This window comes from Pseudomonas sp. ABa2 (genome assembly GCF_056676075.1).
Genome location: NZ_CM155239.1, coordinates 2,322,025 through 2,341,430, shown reverse-complemented (window position 1 = coordinate 2,341,430; position 19,406 = coordinate 2,322,025). Strand labels below are relative to the sequence as shown.

Genomic DNA, 19,406 nt, shown 5'->3' with positions numbered 1-19,406 from the left:
AAAGGATCGAAGCCATGCAAACGCTCAAGGTGGCAATCGCCGGTTTCGGCGGTGTCGGCCGCGCCACGGCCAACCTGCTGTTGCAACGCCGCGAACGCTATCGCCAGTTCTACGGCGTGGACGTGCGCTTGGTTGCGGTGTGTGGCTCACGCACCGGCCTGGCCGATGCCAACGGTCTGCAAGCGGATCAGTTGGACGCACTGCAGCCCGGCCTGACAGGGCCGGATTTCGTGACCGCGAGCGGCGCATCGGTGCTCATCGAAGCCGGCCCCAGCGATTTTCGCAGCGGCGGACCGGGCCTTGCCTACCTTCGGTCGGCGTTGTCGGCCGGGCAGGATTGCATCGTCATTTCCAAAGGCGCGCTGGTTCACAGCGGGCCGCAGCTGCGCGAACTGGCGCGCGCCTCCGGAACGCAGCTGAAACTCAGCGGTGCAGCCGCGGCCGCCCTGCCCACGCTCGACCTGCTCGAACACAGCCTGGCCGGCTGCAAGGTGCTGGCCGTAGAGGGCATTCTCAATGCCACCACCAACTACCTGCTCGATGCCATGCGCACCCAGGGGCTCGGTTTCGATGCGGCGTTGCGCGAGGCGCAGGCCGGCGGTTTCGCCGAAGCGGACACGCGCAACGACACCGAAGGCTGGGATACCGCCTGCAAACTCCTGCTGCTGGCCAACTTCGGCCTCGGCGCCAACCTAACGATGTCTGACGTCGAGGTCGAAGGCATCCACTCGGTTACGGCGCAGCGTATCGATGCCTGGCAGTCGCAGGGCCTGGTTCCGCGGCTGGTCGGCAGCCTTAGCCAGGTAGGCGGCACGATCCGCGCCAGCGTCGGGATCAAGACCTACCCGCTGTCCGACCCATTCGCCCAAGTGAACGGGAAGAACAAGGCGATCCGTATCAGCAGCGACGCCATGGGCGAGACCATTGCCATCGGCTGCGGCGTCGAACCGCTCGCCACGGCCGCCGCCGCGCTGAAGGACTTTGAACATATTCTCCAGGCCAGGGGCGCTCGCCCCGCCTCCATTACGGAACATTCAGCATGACCCGACGCACCCTGCACGCCATCCGTCATGTCGGATTCGAAGACCTTGGCAGCTTCGAGACGCCTCTACGCACTGCCGGCTACCAGATCGAATACATCGATGCCGCGGAACGCGACCTCGGCCAACTCGATCCACTCGCCGCAGACCTTCTGGTGATACTCGGCGGCCCCATCGGCGTCTACGACCACGACAGCTACCCACTTGTCGCCGACGAGCTGCAATTGCTACGCGCGCGCCTGGCAGCCGACCGGCCGACGCTGGGTATCTGCCTCGGCGCGCAATTGATGGCCGCTGCACTTGGTGCGCGCGTCTATCCCGGGCCGGCCAAGGAAATCGGCTGGTCGACGCTCGAACTAGCGCCTTCAGCCAAGTCTCAGCCTCTGGCCGCGCTGCGTGACGTTGCCGTGCTGCACTGGCACGGTGACACCTTCGATCTGCCGCAGGGCTGTACGCTCCTCGCCTCGACACCGCTGTGCCGCCATCAGGCTTTTGCCCGTGGCCCCAATTTGCTCGGCCTACAGTTCCACCCAGAGGTGCGCGGCGACCGCTTCGAGCATTGGCTACTGGGACATGCAAGCGAATTGGCCACCTCGGGCCTGGACCCCGTCACCCTGCGCCACGATGCCAAGCGTTACGCCCGCACGCTGGAGCAAGCCGGCACCGTCATGCTCAACGATTGGCTGGAGAAGCTGAAACACTGAAGCTGTCAGAGAGCCCGAACCTGGTGGCAGGACTGCCGCCAGGCATGGAGATGCGGCTACTTTATCGACATCTAACCCGTTAACGCGGGCAGTTTCGAGTCAGCTCACCTCACGCCCTATCCAGGCGTCAGAGATAGGCGAGCAGAATTCGCTCCTGCTGGTGCCGGCTCTCCCACAAGAACGCCGCAACTGCTCAAGCAATTGCAGCGTTCTCAGGTGCCCAGCAGTACGCCAGCTGGCTGTGAGTACTACACGCTGGTGCAGGGATCGGGTGCCCAGTCGCCCAGATCGGGGTTATTGCAGGCGCTGCTGATCATGCCGGTGCCGCGGCTGCTGACCTGTTGCGCCTCGCTGCGCTTGGCGCTGGCTTTCTGGATCTTCTGCTCGGTGACCACCGCCTCTTGCGGCACGGGCTTAGCCGCCGGTGCCGGTTTGGCCGCGGGCGCGCTTTCCACTTTGGCGGCGACGGCGACCTGCTGGCGCTCGACGCCCACCTGTTGCAGGTCCTTCTCGTAGGCCTGGGTGTAGGTATCGATGTCTTCGCCGGTGCGGCCGTCGGCGGCGGCCAGCAAGGCGTTGGTTTCCTTCAGGCCGCTGAGGATCTCGGCGAAGCGACTGCGCCCTTCGCTGTCGCTCATGGTCTTGTTGCGATGGGCGGCGCGCAGGTTGTCGAATTCGCGCTGGTAGCAGTCCTGCGCCGCCTTGGCGTGGACGATGCTGCGATCCAGGTCCATGGTGCTGCGCTCGAAATCGCTGCCGTAGGAGGCGATGCGCTGGCGGTCGTCGCTGATCTGCTTCTGCCGCTCGGTGTAGTAGCCCGCCGCGCCACCGACCAGGGCGCCGGCCGCGGCGCCGATCAGGGCGTTGCGCCCGGCGTGGTCGCCGCCGCTCAGGGCGCCGGCCAGGCCGCCGAGCAGACCGCCGGTGACCGCGCCGGTGGTCACCGATTTCTGCATCGCCGCGTCGGAGGCACGCAGGTGATTGACCGGCTCGTAACAGGCCGGGTAGTAGTTGGCCTGGGTGGTCTTGGCCACCTTGGCGCTGACCCCGCCACCGACGCTGGCGCAGCCGCCCAGCAACAGGACGGAAAAGGCGCCGGCGAACATCAGGGAAGAGCGTAGAAAGCGAATCTGCTGCGGATATTCCATGGTCTTGGCCTCATGCTTGAGTTGTCTGATTCCATCCCGGGCCGGCTCGAGCGTACAGCGCCCCTCACCCGCAGCCTGCTCTCCTACGTCAGGGTGCCAGCAGCTCCTTGAGAATCGCCGCCGGATCAGCCTTGCGTTGCAGGCGGTACTCGCCCACATGCTTCACAAACAGCGTAGCCCGTTTCACCAGACTCTTGCCCAGCACCGGCTGGCGCTCGAGCTCCTGACGGGTACGCTGGAACTGCGCCTGGATCACCGCATCGCTGTAGCGGGTGCCGGTGGCCAGGTTGTCGATATAGATGCTCACCGCGCCGTCCAGCGCGCTGCGGCCATTGGCGATGGCCGACTCGTAGAGTTTCGCCGCGGTCTGATCCTGGGCCTGGCGCGCCTGGTTCAGGCTGTTCTGCAGGTTGGTCAGGCGGATGTTGTAGTTGTTGACCGTCTCGGCCACCAGCGCCGCGGACTGGATCAGGTTGGCCGCGGCCTCCTGGCGCTGCTGGGCGATCAGCGAGACGTTGCGCTTGAGCTCCTCGTTGATCAGCGCCAGGCGCGCCTGCAGCTCCGGGTCTTCGCTGCCGGCGATGATGCTGTCGAGTAGTAGGGTCGGGTCGTCGGCATCCTCGATCTCGTCGGTCAGGCCGGCCAGGCGCCCTTCCCTCTGCCATTGCTCGAACAGCTCCTGATAGCGCGAGCGCGGCGCCGACAGCGCGCCCAGGGCGACGCGAAAGCCGGTGGTTTCGTTGCGCTGTTCGCTGCCGTCGGCGGCGAACGAGGGGTATTCGCGGCGCATGCCGGTGAACAGGGTCAGCTCGCCTTCCAGGTAGTTGCCGCCCTTGACCACGAAGCCGCCATAGGTGCCCTGGCGGCGCCCGGCGTGAACCATCTGGAAGGGATCGTGGACCATCTCGGCAGCATTGCCGATCACGTCGTGTAGCCCCAGTGGGTTGGGCTTCTTGCTGCCCACCGGCAGCAGCCGCGCGCCCTGCCCCGTGCCGCCGGCGACCTGGGTGAACACCGCCCAGTCGGCCAAGGGGCCATCGCCGTCGACGCCCTCCTCGCGCCGTGGAAACAACCGCGCCTCCAGCTCCTGACGGCTGACAGCATGGCCGCCGCGGGCGGCGAACTCCCATTCCACCTCGGTGGGCAGGCGCACGAAGCCGACGCCGCCGTCTTCCAGGCTCTCGCCGCGGCCGCTGATCGGCAGGCGTTCGCGGTAGTGCCTGAGCAGCCAGGCGCTGTACACCGCGGCGAAGCGCTCGGCCTCGAAGCGCGACAGATTGACCTTGGGCCGGCGCACCATCACCCCGCCGGCGACCGGCGTGCAGACCTCCTCGCCACCTTCGACCAGGGCCGGTGCCTGATCCATCACCTGCTGGTACTGGCGCTCGGTGACCTCGTACTTGCCGACGAAGTACAGCATGGGTTTGAGCAGCTCGTCGTCCTGCCGGATCGGCAGGGTCGGGGCGATGCGCGATCGCCAGTCCTCGGGCAGGTCCTCGACGACGAACTGGCCGTTGATGAAATCGCGCCGGTAGCCGGAGATGAAGGACTGCTGATAGCCCGGCTCGTCCTCGCTGAAGGGGTAGCCGAGGCTGATCTCGCGGTCGTCCAGGGTGCCGCGGGCGAGGATATAGACGTGGCGGAAGACCATCTCGCCGCCGCAGGGCAGCGGCAGGCTGACGTCGTCTTCCAGCGGCTTGGGGTTGTAGTCGGCCGGGCTGCCTGGCGCCGGCGCGGGTACCGCGGCGGCACTGGGCGGCGGCGCCTCGACTGGCGCTTCCGCCACGCTCGGCGCGGTCGGCGCGGCCTCCTCTGCGACTTCGACCTTGGCGGCAACGGGCTTGGCCTGTTCACCCTCGGAGCAGCCGAGCACCAACAACGCGGGCAACAGCAGAGGCCACTGACATCTAGACATCGCGCAATCCTTCCGAAGCTTCGATTCGCGCCGCCCGCCAGCCGCCGGAAGCGGCCGCCAGGCTGCTGCACAACAGGGTGACCAACAGGGCCAGCAGGTAATGCCCGGCCAGCAGGCGGCAGGCGTATTCGCCCGGGCTGTGCTGGAACAGCTGGTTCAGGCCGAGTTCCGCGCCGGCATACAGCGCCCAGGCCAGCAGGGTGCTGAACAATCCGGTATAGAGCGCCTGCAGCACCACGAAGGCGACCAGCGCGGAAGACGAGAAACCCAGCAGGCGCAGCACCGACAGCGCGCGGCGCTTGCGCTCCACCGCGGCCAGGGCGCTGGCGGTCATCGCGGCGAAGGCGCCGCCCAGGGCCAGGCAGGCGATGATCCAGAACACCAGGGTCAGGTTGCGGCTGAGCGAGCGCACCTGGGCGATGGTGTCGGCCTGGGTCGCCACCTCCAGGTTGCGGCTGGCGAAGTGGCGCCGCAGCGCCTCGACGCTGTCCAAATCGGCGGCGTACAGGCGAAAGCCCGGGTAGACCCGCGCGTCGCGGGCCTCCTGCAGACCCGGCCAGCCGAACGCCGGCACAGCGAGGCCGTCGCGATAGTCCTCGGCCGCCTCCAGCAGGCGCAGGTCGGCGAACAGCGCGTCGCGGGCGAAGGCGCTGAGCGGCAGCACCGCCTGCACGCGCAGGCGGGTGCGCTGGAATTCGCTGCGCCCGCCGACCTGGCGGCCGAAGGCGGCCTGCAGTTCGTCGCCGGCGGCGACGCCGAGTTTCTCCGCCGCGCGCTGGCTGAGCACCACGGCGTCCAGCGCCAGGGGCTGACCCTGCTGCGGCAACAGTGGGTCGCCCGGTGCGGTGGGAATCATCTCCACGGTGAGGCTGCCGGCGCCGGCGGACAGCTCGGCGGTGGCGGCGATCTGCCGGGTACGCGGCACGACGAAGGCCACGTCGGCCCGCGCGCGCAGTTCGGCGATGGCCTCATTGCCGAAGCGGCCGCCGCCCAGCGGGATCACCTCGCGAATGCCGGGATCGCGCTCCAGGCGCTCGGTCAGGGTGCTGATCAGACCGAACTTGAGACCGAACAGCACCAGCAAGGGCGCCAATACGGCGACCAGGGCCAGCACCGCGCAGGCCGACAGCCGCCCTTCGCGGCGGTAGTCATGCCAGGCCAGTCGGCCCATCAGCCCCAGGCGCATCAGCCGGCCTCCCGCAGGGTGGCGAGCACCCCGCCCTGGCCGTCGCGCTCGACCGCCAGGCGCTGCAGGTCGAGGCCGACGCGGCGCGCCAGGGTCTCGTCGTGGGTGGCGATGAGGATGCAGGCGCCCTGCTCCTGCGCCCGCTCCACCAGCAGCTGCATGACCCGCTCGGCGTTGAGCGGGTCGAGCGAGGCGGTGGGTTCGTCGGCCAGCACCAGGGCCGGGCCATGGGCCAGGGCGCGGGCGATGCTGACGCGCTGGCGCTGGCCCACCGACAGCGCGGCCGGCAGTTTGTCGAGCTGGTCGGCGATTTCCAGGCGCTCGGCCAGGCGCTGCACCGTGGCATCGTCGGGCAGGCCGAGCAAGGCCCGCGACAGGCCGATATTGCTGCGCACGTCGAGAAAGCCGAGCAGCCCGCCGGTCTGCAGCACGTAGCCCATCAGCCGGCTGCGCAGCTCGGCCAGCTGATCCTGGCGGTCGTGGCGCCAGAGCCCGGCGATGTCGGTGCTGCGCCCGTCGCGGGTGAATTCCAGGGTGCCGCCCGGATCCGGGCTGAGCACCAGGGCCAGCAGGTCGAGCAAGGTGCTCTTGCCGCTGCCGCTGGGCCCGACCAGGGCCAGGCGCTGGCCGGGGCGCAGGTCCAGGCGCGGCACCTGCAGGCGGTAGCCCGGGCGGCTCTTGCCGATGTCGCGCAGGCGCAGCATCAGGGCAGCGTCGCCAGCGGCACGCGGTACAGCGCGTCGCCCGGTTGCGCATCGCCGAAGCGTACCCAGTGGGCGATGTCGTTGTGGAAGGTCTCGTACAGGCGGATCTTCGACTCCAGCTCGTCGATGTAGTCCTGCTGTTCGGCGACGCTGAGCGACAGCCACAGCTCCTGGGTCATGTTCAGCGACTTGCTGCGGTACGGCAGCCCTTCCAGGTACTCGCCGAGGATGCCGGACTCGGCCAGGTTGCGGCCCTGGCTCAGGCCGCTGGGGTCGCGACTCATGTAGGCGCTGGCGCTGGCGATCTCCTGGAAGAAATCCTTGGGCGAGGACTGGGTGCGCCGCGCCGCGTCGACGATCAGCTTGAGCGACTGCTGCAGGTCGTTGAGCTGCAGCTTGGTCAGCAGCACGCAGACCTGAAAGGCCGGCAGCGAGGGGTTGGTCAGGTCGTGGTCGGCGGTCCAGGCGGTGACCAGCTGCGGTGCCTGGGCGGCGGCGCGGCGGCCGAGAAAATCCATCTGCATGGCGTAGCCGATGGCCGAGGTCTTCGCCGCAATGCTGCGGATCGATTGATGCTGATTCGGCGCCTGCACCTGGTTGTTCGCCACCTTGTTCACCAGTTCGGCGAAGATCAGTCCGATTTCCTTCACGGTCTGCCCGAACTTCTCCACCGCGCCATCGGCCACCGGGATGTACAGGTCGCCGATCTGCGGGTTGGCGTCGGCGGTCAGGCTGCGGTATTGCTGCTCGGCGAAGCCGTGGTTGTCGCGGCCGACCGGGGTGCGCAGGTGCAGGGCGTAGACCTTGATCTGCTTGCGCAACGCCGCCTCGCGCACCTCGGCCTCGTTCATCTGGGTGCGGCTCAGCGGGTCGTTCTTGCGCAGCGCGCCGGCATCGGTGACCAGCAGGATCAGCCGGCCGCTGTAGGGCGTCCAGTCCATGCCCTCGACCGCCTCCATCACCCCGGCGAAGGCGTCCTCGTTGAAGGCATGGCTGGAGACGTTGGTGGCGCGTACCTGGCGCGCCAGTTCGGCGAAGCGTTGCGGATCGCTGCCCTCCTCCAGGCTCACCAGGGTGCGGCTGACGTATTCCAGCCCAGGGGTCTTGTCGACGTTGCTGCGAAAACCCACCAGGCCGAAGCTGACGCTGTCCAGGTCGCCGCGGCTGGCGATCTGCCGGTGCAGTTCGTCGACCACCTGCGCCACCCGGTCGATATAGGGCTGCATCGACACCGAGGTGTCGACCACCAGGACGATGCCGGTGCGGAACTTGTCGTGCTGGATGCGCGGACTGCCATCGCCGACCACCCGTTCGGCGTCGCCCGGATCGATCGACGCCACGTTCAGCAACTGCACCGGCGCGCCGTTGCCGTCGAAGGTCTCGTGCGACTCGAAGATCGGCAGCAGGTAGAACTGCTCCTGCGGGATGGCGCTGGCCGCCGGCTCCAGGGCGACGATCTGCGGCGCCACGCGCTCTTCGAACTGCGCCTGGTGCAGCGCCGTGCGCGCCTGCGCCGGATCGGCCAGGTACTGTTCCACCGCGCTGCGGCTGTCGAGAAACATCACCGGCGAGCGCCCGGAACGCTCGGTGAACTTCAGCACCAGGCTCTGCTTCCAGTCGCTGACGTCGGCGGCCGCCAGCCAGCCCTCGCGCGTGCCGTCGCTGGAGGCGCCGACCTCCAGCCAGGTCTGTCCGCCGTGCTCCTGGCGACGGTAGACGTAGAGCACCGAGAAGGCCGGCAGCTCGCTGCCCTGCCCCGCCTCGCCCGGCTGGCTGGCCAGACGCGCCTCGGGTTTGCTCAGCACGCGCTGGAACAGGCTCTTCTTGCCCGGCATCAGCAAGGGACGCTCGCCGCCGTCGCTGGCCAGCGCGCCCGGCGTGCCATCGTTCGCCACCGGCGGCTTCGTCTTCTCAGGCGGCGGATCGCTCTGCGCCTGCTCCTGTGGCGGCTTGGGCGAACCACTGAACAACCAGTAACCGCCGCCGGCCAGCACCAGCAGGCCGACCAGGGCCAGCGCGACTATGGCCAGCATGGGGCTGCGCGAGGGTTCGGGCGGCGGGCTCGGTTTCGTCGGCGGCACGCGGGTGGGATGCTCGTCGGCCGGCCGTGGCGGCGGCTCGGCCTGCGCCGGCGGCATGTTGACGGAGACCGCCTGCAGGCCGCCGAGATCGGCCGCGCCGGAGCGCTGCGCCGGGGTTTCCGGCAGGCCCAGCGGGCGGAACTGGGTAGCTTCGCTGTCGCCGCCATTTGCGGGGGCCGGGCTGGCGGATAGTGCGTCCAGCGCCTGGATCAGCGCGGCGGCATCGGGGAAGCGATCGGCCGGGTCCTTGGCCAGCAGGCGCGACAGAATCGGCTGGTAGCGGCCCTGGGCAATCGGCAGCTCGGGCAGCGGCTGGGTCAGGTGGGCCAGCGCGGTGGACAGCGAGTCGGCGCCGACATAGGGCAGCTGGCCGGTGAGAATCTCGTAGAGCACCACGCCCAGCGCATAGAGGTCGGCGCGGCCGTCGACCTGCTGACCGCGCGCCTGCTCCGGGCTCATGTAGCTGGGCGTGCCGACGGCGAAGCCGGCCTGGGTGAACTGGGTGCGGTCTTCCAGCGATTTGGCGATGCCGAAGTCAGACAGCACCGCGGTACCGTCGGCGCGAAACAGGATGTTGGCCGGCTTGACGTCGCGGTGCACCAGGCCCTGGGCATGGGCGTAGCCGAGCGCCGAGGCGATCTGGCGCAGGTACTGGATGCCCTGCTCGGCGCTCAGCCCGGCGGCGATGCGCTCCTTCAGCGTGCCGTTGGGCAGGTACTCCATGGCCATGTAGTAATGGCTGCCGACGTTGCCGATGTCGTGGATGGTCACGGTATTGGGGTGGGACAGCCGCGCCAGGGTCTTGCCCTCGCGCAGGAAGCGCTCGCAGAAGCTGGGGTCGGCAGCCAGCGCGGCGGCCATCACCTTGAGCGCCACCTTGCGCTCCAGCGAGCGCTGGGTCGCCAGGTAGACCACGGCCATGGCGCCGTCGCCCAGCTCGCGCTCGATCTCGTACCCGGGGATGTCGATATCCATGGATTACTGCGTCCTTCAATAGGCTTTGACGACAATGGCGGTGATGTTGTCCGGCGCGCCGCGGGTCAGGCCCAGGTGCACCAGGCTGCGCACCATCTCGTAGGGGGCGACGTGGCCGAGCACCTCCTGCAGTTCGTGTTCCTCCACGGTGCGGGTCAGGCCGTCGCTGCACAGCAGGAAGCAGTCGCCGGGCAGCACCTCGAGCTGCACCTCAGCCAGTTCCAGGCGCTCCTGGGCGCCGACGGCGCGGGTGACGATATTGCCCATGGGGTGTTCGCGCGCCTCGGCCTCGCTGAGCAGGCTGCTGTCGATCAGTTCCTGCACGTAGCTGTGGTCGTGGCTGATGGCCTGCAGCGCGCCGTCGCGCAGGCGGTACAGGCGGCTGTCGCCGGCCCACAGGCAGGCGGCCTGGCTGCCGCGGGCGACCAGCAGCACCAGGGTGCTGCCCATCATGCTCACGCCGCGGCGCCGGGCCTCCTCGCGCACCGCCTGGTTGACCTCGTCGAGGCTGTCGCGCAGCGCCTGCACGTAGTCATCGAGCCGCTGCGCCGGCGCCACCCGGCGCAGGCTGTCGACGATCAGGCTGCTGACGAAATCGCCGGCGGCGTGGCCGCCCATGCCGTCGGCCACCGCCCACAGGCCGACCTCCTGGGCGTCCAGGCAGGCGTCCTCGTTGACCTGGCGGACCATGCCGACATGGCTGTGGCTGGCGGACTGGTACTGCTCCACTGCGGCTGCGCTCATCATCGGCCCTCGCTCTGCAACTGCGCGGCCAGGCCGGGCGCAGGCGAGACGTCCGCCCCCAGCAGCAGGCCGCTGAACGCCTGCGCTGCCGGCATCCCGGCGCAGCACAGCAGGCCGGCGGCGACATGCTCCGAGCCGCGCCCCCACCACAGACTGGCGCCTTCGCAGGTGAGCTGGGCCAGCACGGCCAGGCGCTCGCCCGGGCTGGCCACGCAGAAATGCATCTGCCGAAACCCCGGCGTGCGCGGCATGCGCCGGCCGTAGGACGGCGTGTCGAGGGCGGCCACCGCAGCCTCGAAGGCCTCAAACTCGCTGCCCTCCTCCAGCGTCGCCAGCAGCAGGTTCTCGACCTGCTCATACCAGGCGTCCGGGCCGCCGAGCAGCGAACCCAGGTCGGCGTCGGCGTCCAGCAGGCAGGCGACGGTCAGCGGGAAGTAGCGGCCGACCCGGTCGACGCTGGGCATCATCACCCCGGTGACTGCCTCGTTGCCGATCAGGCCCGGGGCCAGGGCGAAGCGCCACAGCGGGCTGACCAGGTAGGCATCCAGCCAGGCCGGGCCCAGCTCCTGCTGGCTGGTGGCGATACCGCTGGCCAGCCAGGCGTCCCAGGGCTCGATAAAGCTGCTCGGCAGGCCGCGGTGAAGAAAGTCGCCGCGACTGGCCAGCTTGCCGTAAAAGCCCGCCGTCATAGCCGCTCCGGCAGGCTGAAGCCGGTCAGCACGCGGCTCTTGAACGGGTTGAAGGCGCTGCTGGCGCGCAGTTCGCAGGCCACGCTGGCGTTGTCCACGCGCAGGCGCAGGGTGAAACGGTCCGGCGAGGCGCCCGGGGTCAGGTCGGACTGTTCCAGCAGGCGGAACCAGGCCCAGGGCCCGTCCAGGGTCAGACCGGAGCGGCCGGCGCTGGTCGGCGGGGTGATCGACAGGCGCACCACGCCCAGGCTGTTGGGGCTCGGCCACTGCATGGCCACCGGCCGGCTGGGGCCGTGGTCGTAGGTCATCTGCTGGCCGTCCAGATCGAGGATGAACTGGCTGATCGCCGCGTCCATGGCCACCGGCTTGAGCTCGAAACGCACGGTGGGCTGCACGCCGCCGGAGCGGAAGAAGGCATCGCGGATCGCCGCCGCGCGCTGGAAGGTCTGCAGCACGCCGCCGCCTATGCCCAAGCGCTCGGCCGCCCCCGGCTGCCAGCGCCAGGTGGTTGCCGAGGTGTCGACGTAGGGCTGCAGGTATTTGCGGAAGTAGCTGTCCATCACCCCGCCGACGCCGAAGAAGTTGCCGAAATCCTCCAGGGTGGCGTCGCGCGTGCTGCCGCTGTCCAGCGGGTAGCGGCCGGCCAGCGACTGGCGGTAGACGTTGACCACCTCGGCCACCCAGGCCGCGTTGAGCTGGCTGCGGATACCGCCCATCATGCTGTTGGTGGTGGCGTTGACCACCGAGTTGACCAGGTTCTGCACCAGCGGCGGCTGGCGTTCGCCGGCCAGCTTGACCCGCTGCGCCGAGGCCACCGCCTGGTTCTTCGCCTCGCCCAGCAGGGCATCACCGCTGGCGCCGCTCATGGCGCTGAGCTGCACGTAGAGCTCGTTGAACTGGGCCAGCAGGTCGTCGATGGGCGCGCTGTTGCTGCCCTCTGGCTTGCGCACCAGGCTGTTCAGCTCGTTGAAGCGGGCGGTGATCGGGTCCACCTGCGGCGCGGCCTGTGCCTGGTTCTGCGGCGTCTGCCCGACCAGCGAGCCGAGCTGCTGCTTGAGCTTGTCCACCGTGCCGTCGGCGGCCTTGAGCTTGTCGGCGAGCAGGCGGTCTTCCTGCTGCAGGTCGGTCTCCCGCGCCACCGCCTCGAGCAGTTGCTTGAGCGGCGAATTGGGCCCGGACAGCACGCGCATCACGTCGGCGGCCTGGGCCACGCTGGTGATGGCGACGAAATCGACATCGCCGAGCAGGCTTTCCCACTGGCCGAGGAAGTCCTGGAAGTACAGGTTGCGCACCTCCAGGGCCAGGCTGGCGGCGTCCTGGTTGTCGCTCAGCGGCCGGCCCAGCACCCACTGTTCCTCGGCCAGTGCGCCAGACTGGCTGAGGCTGGCGACCATGAACACCTGGCGATAGCCGCGGTAGGTGTAGAAGCCGCTGAGCGGATCGTTCAGCGGCTTGCCGCTCTTGCGGGTGAACACCAGAGCCGCGTCGCGCCCGGCCGCTTCGCTGATACGAAAATCCGCCAGGCCGTCGGGCAGCGGTTGCCGCTTGACCCGGTTGTACACCCGCTGCGCCACCGACATCTGCTGCAGCTGACGGCGCAGGTCCTCGATCAGGTTCTCGTCCAGGCGCGCCGGTGGCGGCTTGCGCGCGAACAGCGCATCGAGGTGCTCAGCGAGTGCCAGGCGCTGTTCGGGGGCCAGGTCGCGCGGCAGGCTCTGGTCCCAGTCCAGGTTGATCCAGGCCTTGATGAAGTCCGCGTCGTACTGCTCGGCGCTGGCCAGCATCAGGTAGGCCTTGAGCCCTTCGTAGAGGAAGTCGGAATTGCCGCCGCTGCGCAGCTGTTCCTCGATGCGGGTCAGCAGCCGCGGCGCCATCACCGCGATCAGCAGCTTGCGGTAGACGCTGCTGGCCTCGGCGCCGAGCATGTCGCCCTGGTACAGGCCGAAGCCCTCGGCCCAGGACGGCGGATTGTCCGCCACGTGGCGAATGGCGTTGAGCAGCGGCAGCACCGCCAGTACCTCGCGCTGCGCCGGGCTCAGGGCCTCCAGCTGGCCCTTGAGCGGCGCCACGCGGGCGTCGACCTCGGCGATATAGGCCTGGTTGGCGTTGTAGCTGGCCAGCCAGACGCCGGCGACCGCGACGAACAGCAGTACCGAGGCGGCCAGGGCGCCACGGGTGATCCACTTGCGCCGACGCTCCACCTTGGGGTTGGCGCCGACCAGCCCACGCTCGCCGAAGGCCACCTCGCGGAACAGCCGCTCGATGAAGTAGCTGCGCCCGGTGCCGGTCTGCCGCGCCAGCTGCTGACGATCCAGGTTCATGCTCTGCGCCATGGCGCCGATCAGGCGGTCGATGGGGCTGCCTTCCTGGGTGCCGCTGGTGAAATAGACGCCGCGCAGCAGCACCCGCTCTTCATAGGGATTGGGTTTGAACACGCCGTCGAGGAAGCTGGCGAGGTTGTCGCGCAGCGCGGCGAACTGCTGCGGGAAGCCGTAGATCAGGTCGCGCCGGTTGGGGTCGCGCTCCTGCTGCAGGCGCTCGACCAGGCGCTGGGTCAGGCGCTCCTCCAGGGCGGCGAACTCCTGCCTGAAGCCGGCCAAGGGCCCTTCCCCGCTCTTGCCGTCGTCCAGGGCGAAGGTACAGCCCCAGACCTGGCCGCGCTCCTCCTTGCTGAGGCCGTCGAAGAACTCCATGAAGCCCGGCACCAGGTCGAACTTGGTTAGCATCACGTAGATCGGGAAACGCACGCCGAGCTGGGCATACAGCTCCTGAACGCGCGCCTTGATGGCGCGGGCATGGGCGGCGCGCTCGCTCTCGCTGCCGAGCAGCAGGTCGGACAGGCTGATGGCGATAAAGGCGCCGTCGATGGGACGGCGCTTGCGCTGGTTCTTCAGCAGATCGAGAAAGCCCAGCCAGGCAGCCTTGTCCACCTCGGCGTGGCTGTCCTGGGTGGTGTAGCGGCCGGCGGTATCCAGCAGCACCGCCTCGTCGGTGAACCACCAATCGCAGTTGCGCGTGCCGCCGACGCCGCGGATGGCGCCGCCGCCCATATGCTCGGCCAGTGGGAAGTTGAGTCCGGAATTGACCAGCGCGGTGGTCTTGCCCGAGCCGGGTGGGCCGATGATCACGTACCAGGGCAGCTCATAGAGGTTGCGCCGCTCCTGGCCGCCGAGCTTGGCCTTCTTCAGCAGCTGCAGGGCTTCGTCCATGCGCTGCTTGAGGGTGGCCAGCTCCTCGGCGGTGGCCACGCTGGCGGCATCCGGCGCCACCGCCACCAGCCCCTGCATGACCTTGGCGGCGTTGCGCCGGGCCTGGATCAGGCGCAGGACGCGAAAGCCGATCCAGGTCAGGAACAGCAGCGCGATGAGGATCCAGCGCACCGTCGCCGAGGCCAGCGGCTCGTAGCTGCCGATGGCGATCAGCGGGCCGACGAACCAGATCACCAGGCTCAGGGCGAGCAGGCCGAGCAGCGGCACCAGCCAGCGCACGCAGAAATTGAAGAAGGCCTTCACAGGTTGCCCTCCGCGAATACGGTGATCTCCACCCGGCGATTGCGCGCACGGCCGGCGGCGGTCTCGTTGGAGGCCACCGGCTCGGTGTCGCTGCGCCCTTCGGCGGTGAAGCGCTCGGGCTGGCCGCTGCGCGCGGCCAGCACATCCATGACCTGCTGCGCGCGGTCCTGCGACAGCTTCCAGTTGGAGGGATAACGCAGGGTGGCGATGGGCCGGTCGTCGCTGTGGCCGGTGACCAGCACGTTGCCCTTGACCTGGCGGATGGCCTCGGCGATGCGCAGCAACAGCGGCTGCAGGGCGTCGGAAATGCTGGCGCTGCCGGAGGCGAACAGCTCGTCGCCGCGGATGGTCACCACCGAGCGATCCACCGCGTCCTCCACGGCGACGCGCTGGGCGCGGATGTCCTCTTCGAGAAAACGCGCCAGGCGCGGGCGCTCGATCAGCTTGGGCTGCAGCGGCGGGCGATCGATGGTCTGCACCGGGATCTCGCCCAACGCATGGATGTTGCGAAACACCGGCTCGGCGTCACTGGCCAGCTTCAGGCGCAGGCCGAACAGCAAGAGCAGCAGCAGCGCCAGGCAGATGGCCGCGCCGACCCAGGGCGGGACGAACTGCGACAGCCGATCGCGCACCGCGCTGACCCCGCGCCAACGCGGCGACAGCTCGCGCTCGAACTCGCCGCGCACGCTGCGGATGGTCGCCGCGGTGCGCTCGCGCAGGGCTTCGAGCTGGCTGCGGCCGTCGTTCATCACCCGGTAGCGACCCTCGAAACCCAGGCACAGGCACAGATACAGCAGCTCGAGAAGGTTCAGCTTCTGCCGGGCGTTCTGCAGGCAGTGCTCGAGCAGCTGGAACACCTTCTCGCCGCCCCAGGCCTCGTTGTGCAGGGTGATCAGCAGGCTCTGCTTGCCCCAGTCGCTGCCGCTGCCCCAGGGCGTGCTGAGCACCGCTTCGTCCAGCGCAGTACAGAGCACGTAGCGGCTGAGCATCACTTCGTCCTGCGGCACGCCGGCGCCCTTGGCCTGTTCTTCGAACTGGCGCAGATAGGCCAACAATTGTGCGCGCAGGCTGGCCGGCATCGGGTGGGAAATGGTGTTGCGCAGCCGCGTCAGCAGCGCCAGCAGCGGTGCCGCCGCGCGCTCCAGCGGGTTGAGGCCCTGGGCCAGGCTGCTGGGCAAGGGCGCGCCAGGCATGGCCGGGGCTGGCCCGGCTGCGGGCGCCGGGCGAGGCTGCCCGCCGGGCGGCTCAGGTGCCCGGCCACCGGGGCGCGGCATGATCATGGTGCGGTCGCTGCCGCCGCCCGAGCCGCCACCACCGTTGCCGGGTGGGCCGCCGAAGGGATCGTCGATCGGATGCATGGCGAACTATCCTCGGATGGCCCAGAAGGCCAGGTTCAAACCGGGGAACTGGCCGGCGATATGGAAGGCGAAGCCTCCCGAATTGGCCAACTGCTTCCAATGGTCGCTGCCGCGATCCAGCTCGAAGTAGCTGGAGCCGGCGTGATAGGGAATCTGCCGTGGCGCCACCGGCATCGGCAGCAGGGCGATGCCCGGCAGCTGCAGGTTGACCAGGTCGCGGATGTGCTCCACCGAGCCGACCTTGGCCTGCTGCGGGAACAGGCTGCGCAGGTTTTCCGCCGGCACGTCGGCGCGCACTACCAGGACGAAGCTGGCGCCCTGCAGCAGGTTCTTGTCGGCCAGCATGGCCACGTGCACGCCGTAGGATTTCTCGACTATGGGAATCGGCGTGGCGCGGCTGTCGATGACCATCGACAGTGCCTGGCGCAGCTCGCGGATCACCGGGGCGAAGCTGGCCGCCAGGTCGTCGTGCTCGTAGGCCGGGTACTCCGCCGGGCGCCGGCCGCTGCTGGAGAAGGTGGCGAACTCGCCGGCCAGCGCCACCGCCTCGCGGTAGAAGGCCTCCGGATGCAGCGGGCTGAGCCGGGCCAGGTGGCTGATCAGCGGCTCGGCGCGGTTGACCAGCTGCAGCAGCAGAAAGTCGGCGATCTCCGAGGCGCCGCCGGCGCCGGAGGCCACCACCCTGCCCGCCAGCGCCTCGCCACGCTGGTGCAGCAGGCCCTGCAGTTCGCTGCGAAAGGCCGCCAGCGGCGGCGAGGCGGCGACGTCCAGCAACGGCGGGATGTAGCTCTCGTCGAGCAGCAAGGCATTGTCGGCGCGTTTTTCCACCACCCGCACCACGCCGATGCAGGCGTACTCGCCGAGGCCGTCGCGCTCGGTGAGCAGGCGCAGCGCCTTGCCGCCGATGGCCAGCGGCGCGCGGCTCTCGAACGGCGCGTTGTCGTCGCGCACCTCGCGCACCTGGCTGACGTAGCGGGCGCCGCCGAGGGCTTCGCCCTCCTCCACGGTGTCGCGGGTGCCGGCGCGCTTGAGCGGCAGGCCGAGGTAGATCAGCTGGTCGCGCATCTGCGGGTCGACGATCAGCGGCGTCGGCGCCACGTCGTCGCCGGGGATGTCGAACGGCGTGCCGTCGGGCAGTACGCCGCGGGCGCCGAGAATGGCCAGCTTGCCCTGGGTCAGCAGCGCCGTGTCCAGCTGCAGTTCGGAGAACCCCCAGCCGCCGGCGAACATTGGCCGGCAGCGGCTGTCGACCAGGGTTTCCAGATAACGGTCATGCTGTTGCAGGTGTTGCGGGCGCAGGAACATCCCCTCGGACCACACCACTCGGTTATTCCAGGACATGAGCGAATCTCCCGAGTGGTTTATTTGGTCGGCGGCGCGGGCACGGCGCTGACCGCGCGCGCGCTGAGGCTGACGTTGAGCACGCTGGTCTGGTGCGGCGGGATGTTGACCAGCTGCCGCCACACCGAGTCGTCCAGGTCGCGGAAGGCGACCACCAAACCGAGCAGACGGCTCTGTTCGTCCAGGGTGCGGTCGAGGATCAGTTGTTCGCCGGGCTGGATCAGCAACTCGTCCTGGGCCACTAGATCGCTGCTCAGGGTGGCGTTGGCCGACTCGACCAGGGAGAAGTAGTCGGCCCGGCTGAACACCGCCCCGCTCTTCAGTTCGTACAGGCGTACCCGCACCGGTGCCGGCTGCCCGCCCGGCGCAGGATTGAGGTCGGCCGAGGCCTGGATCTGCAGACGCACCACGGTGGGCGCAGGCGGTGGCGGCTCCGATGCGCAGGCGGTCAGCAACAGGGCCAGCACTCCCCACAATATCCTTGGCATCTTTGGCGTCCTCTAGAAGTTTTATTATTTCAATTCAGAATTAACAGCCCGCCGCTCCATAACAAACACTAAGTTCTACGCAGTTTGGCGCTGTGCTCTTCATAGGCGCGACTGAACTCGCGGCCGAACAGGTCCTGGAAGTCGTCCTCCGCTTCCCGGGATATGGCGGCATAGGTTTCAGTGAACAGTTCCCAGTACTTGGCTTGGCGCCCCCCCGACAATAATCCGCCAATACCCGAAGGTTTGTTCAGACGCGCCTCCAGAGTGGCCGGCTCGAAGCGCTTCAACAGATGTTTGATGGCCGCCTGTACCCCCGCCATGACCGCCAGTTGGTGCGCGCGCAGGTCATCGAAACTTTCCGCGATGGCCTGGTCGGCCGGCATGAAGGCCTGGTTGCCGGAGCGCAGCAACAGCAGCAGTGCCTCCTCGACGTTCGGCGCGAATTTCAGCGGGTTGTTTTCCACCGGCTGAATCATGGTCTGCGCCATGCGGAACTCGCCCTTGAGACTGGCGCGGGCGCGCAGCACGTCCACCAGGCCTTCGACCATCTGCCGGTAGCTGCGGCCGATGGCCTCCATCTGCGCCAGTGCCTCGCCCCGTTCGATGCGCAGCTGCGCTACCCCGGCGCCGCGCAGAAAGGCTTCCAGGGCGTCGTCGGTAGGCGCCGCCGCGCCGGGCTGCGGCGTGCCGACAGCCGGCGGAACGGCCGCGGCGACGGGCGCCGTTGGGGCGGCCGGCAGCGGCGCGGCCACTGGCACAGGCTGGGCAGCCGGCACCGCTGGCGGCACCGCTGGCGGCGCCGACGGTGCGGCGGGCGGGGCCTGCGGCGTCGCCGCGGCGATGCCCAGTTCGGCGAAGGGATCCCAGTCCGCCGGAATCGCATGCGCCGCTGCCGGGCTGGCCTCAACCGGCGGCGCGGGCACCTGCGCCTGCGGCGGGCGGAAATCGTGGCGTTCGGCGGGAATATGATCGGGCGCGCTCGGCGGCGGTACCGCCGGTGTGGCGAGGAAGTCGAACAGGTCGGGCTTGGTGTCCAGCGGCGAGCCGCCCGCCTGCATCTGCGCCGGGGCGGCGGGCGGCGGCGCGGGCATGCTCGGCGCGCCGGCGCCTTGACGGTTCATCAGTGCATCGAAACCGGTGAAGGGATCGCTGGCGGCGGGCAGCCCCGGCGACGATATGTCGGCGCCGGTAATCTGTACCAGGATGTCGTACTCGCCCAGGCGCACCAGCTCGCCGTCCCGCAGCGGCTCGCTATTGCCGCGGTGCAGGCGCACCCCGGCGTTGACCAGTTGCACGCCGTTGGTGCTGGTGTCGGTCAGGTAATAGGTGCCGTCGCGGAACTGGATCACGCAGTGCTGGCCCGATACCAGGCGCTCCGGGTCGGGCAATACCCAGTCGTTCTCCGGGTTGCGCCCGATGCGCAGCTCGCCGCGGTCGAGCTCCATGTCCGCACGCTGCCCGGGCGTCAGCTTGTGATAACTGGTGATGGTCAAACGCAGCGGCATTCAAACTCCTTACAAA

General features: G+C 69.0%; 14 protein-coding genes. 2 read left to right on the top strand and 12 right to left on the bottom strand.

Annotation, left to right across the window (positions count from 1 at the left end; genetic code table 11):
- Positions 1-14: 14 nt before the first annotated feature.
- The gene (locus AC1G9C_RS11415; protein ID WP_480410240.1) at positions 15-1,043 is read left to right on the top strand and encodes a homoserine dehydrogenase; all 1,029 of its coding nucleotides are present in this window, start codon (positions 15-17) and stop codon (positions 1,041-1,043) included.
- Positions 1,040-1,744: a glutamine amidotransferase gene (locus tag AC1G9C_RS11410; protein ID WP_480410239.1), complete on the top strand. Its 705-nt coding sequence runs from the start codon at positions 1,040-1,042 to the stop codon at positions 1,742-1,744. The genes AC1G9C_RS11415 and AC1G9C_RS11410 overlap by 4 nt, the downstream gene beginning before the upstream one ends.
- Positions 1,745-1,992: 248 nt before the next feature.
- Here AC1G9C_RS11410 and tagQ read toward each other — a convergent pair whose 3' ends face one another.
- From tagQ to tagH, 12 genes are all read right to left on the bottom strand, one after another.
- Positions 1,993-2,892 (bottom strand): type VI secretion system-associated lipoprotein TagQ, encoded by a 900-nt coding sequence (gene tagQ / locus AC1G9C_RS11405; RefSeq protein ID WP_397498654.1) that lies wholly within the window; start codon positions 2,890-2,892, stop codon positions 1,993-1,995.
- Between the two features lie 88 nt (positions 2,893-2,980).
- The gene (locus tag AC1G9C_RS11400) at positions 2,981-4,807 is read right to left on the bottom strand and encodes a formylglycine-generating enzyme family protein (RefSeq protein WP_480410238.1); all 1,827 of its coding nucleotides are present in this window, start codon (positions 4,805-4,807) and stop codon (positions 2,981-2,983) included.
- Positions 4,800-5,993 carry an ABC transporter permease gene (locus AC1G9C_RS11395; RefSeq protein ID WP_480410237.1) on the bottom strand — a complete coding sequence of 398 codons (1,194 nt, stop codon included), beginning with the start codon at positions 5,991-5,993 and terminating at the stop codon, positions 4,800-4,802. Before AC1G9C_RS11395 ends, AC1G9C_RS11400 begins: the two co-directional genes overlap by 8 nt.
- Positions 5,993-6,697 carry an ABC transporter ATP-binding protein gene (locus AC1G9C_RS11390; RefSeq protein WP_397498651.1) on the bottom strand — a complete coding sequence of 235 codons (705 nt, stop codon included), beginning with the start codon at positions 6,695-6,697 and terminating at the stop codon, positions 5,993-5,995. Before AC1G9C_RS11390 ends, AC1G9C_RS11395 begins: the two co-directional genes overlap by 1 nt.
- A complete protein-coding gene (locus AC1G9C_RS11385) occupies positions 6,697-9,753 on the bottom strand; it encodes a serine/threonine-protein kinase (protein WP_480410236.1) in 3,057 nt (1,018 codons plus the stop codon). Before AC1G9C_RS11385 ends, AC1G9C_RS11390 begins: the two co-directional genes overlap by 1 nt.
- 15 nt (positions 9,754-9,768) lie before the next feature.
- Entirely contained in the window at positions 9,769-10,497 is a 729-nt protein-coding gene (locus tag AC1G9C_RS11380) for a PP2C family protein-serine/threonine phosphatase (RefSeq protein WP_021443435.1), read from the bottom strand.
- The gene (gene tagF / locus AC1G9C_RS11375; RefSeq protein WP_021443434.1) at positions 10,497-11,186 is read right to left on the bottom strand and encodes a type VI secretion system-associated protein TagF; all 690 of its coding nucleotides are present in this window, start codon (positions 11,184-11,186) and stop codon (positions 10,497-10,499) included. Before tagF ends, AC1G9C_RS11380 begins: the two co-directional genes overlap by 1 nt.
- Entirely contained in the window at positions 11,183-14,698 is a 3,516-nt protein-coding gene (gene tssM, locus AC1G9C_RS11370; RefSeq protein WP_457787257.1) for a type VI secretion system membrane subunit TssM, read from the bottom strand. The genes tagF and tssM overlap by 4 nt, the downstream gene beginning before the upstream one ends.
- A complete protein-coding gene (locus AC1G9C_RS11365; RefSeq protein WP_122107896.1) occupies positions 14,695-16,056 on the bottom strand; it encodes a DotU family type VI secretion system protein in 1,362 nt (453 codons plus the stop codon). The genes tssM and AC1G9C_RS11365 overlap by 4 nt, the downstream gene beginning before the upstream one ends.
- Positions 16,057-16,062: 6 nt before the next feature.
- Positions 16,063-17,397: a type VI secretion system baseplate subunit TssK gene (gene tssK, locus AC1G9C_RS11360; RefSeq protein ID WP_480410235.1), complete on the bottom strand. Its 1,335-nt coding sequence runs from the start codon at positions 17,395-17,397 to the stop codon at positions 16,063-16,065.
- Between the two features lie 20 nt (positions 17,398-17,417).
- Positions 17,418-17,885 carry a type VI secretion system lipoprotein TssJ gene (tssJ, locus tag AC1G9C_RS11355; protein ID WP_122107895.1) on the bottom strand — a complete coding sequence of 156 codons (468 nt, stop codon included), beginning with the start codon at positions 17,883-17,885 and terminating at the stop codon, positions 17,418-17,420.
- Between the two features lie 68 nt (positions 17,886-17,953).
- Entirely contained in the window at positions 17,954-19,390 is a 1,437-nt protein-coding gene (gene tagH, locus AC1G9C_RS11350) for a type VI secretion system-associated FHA domain protein TagH (protein ID WP_480410234.1), read from the bottom strand.
- Positions 19,391-19,406 lie beyond the last annotated feature (16 nt).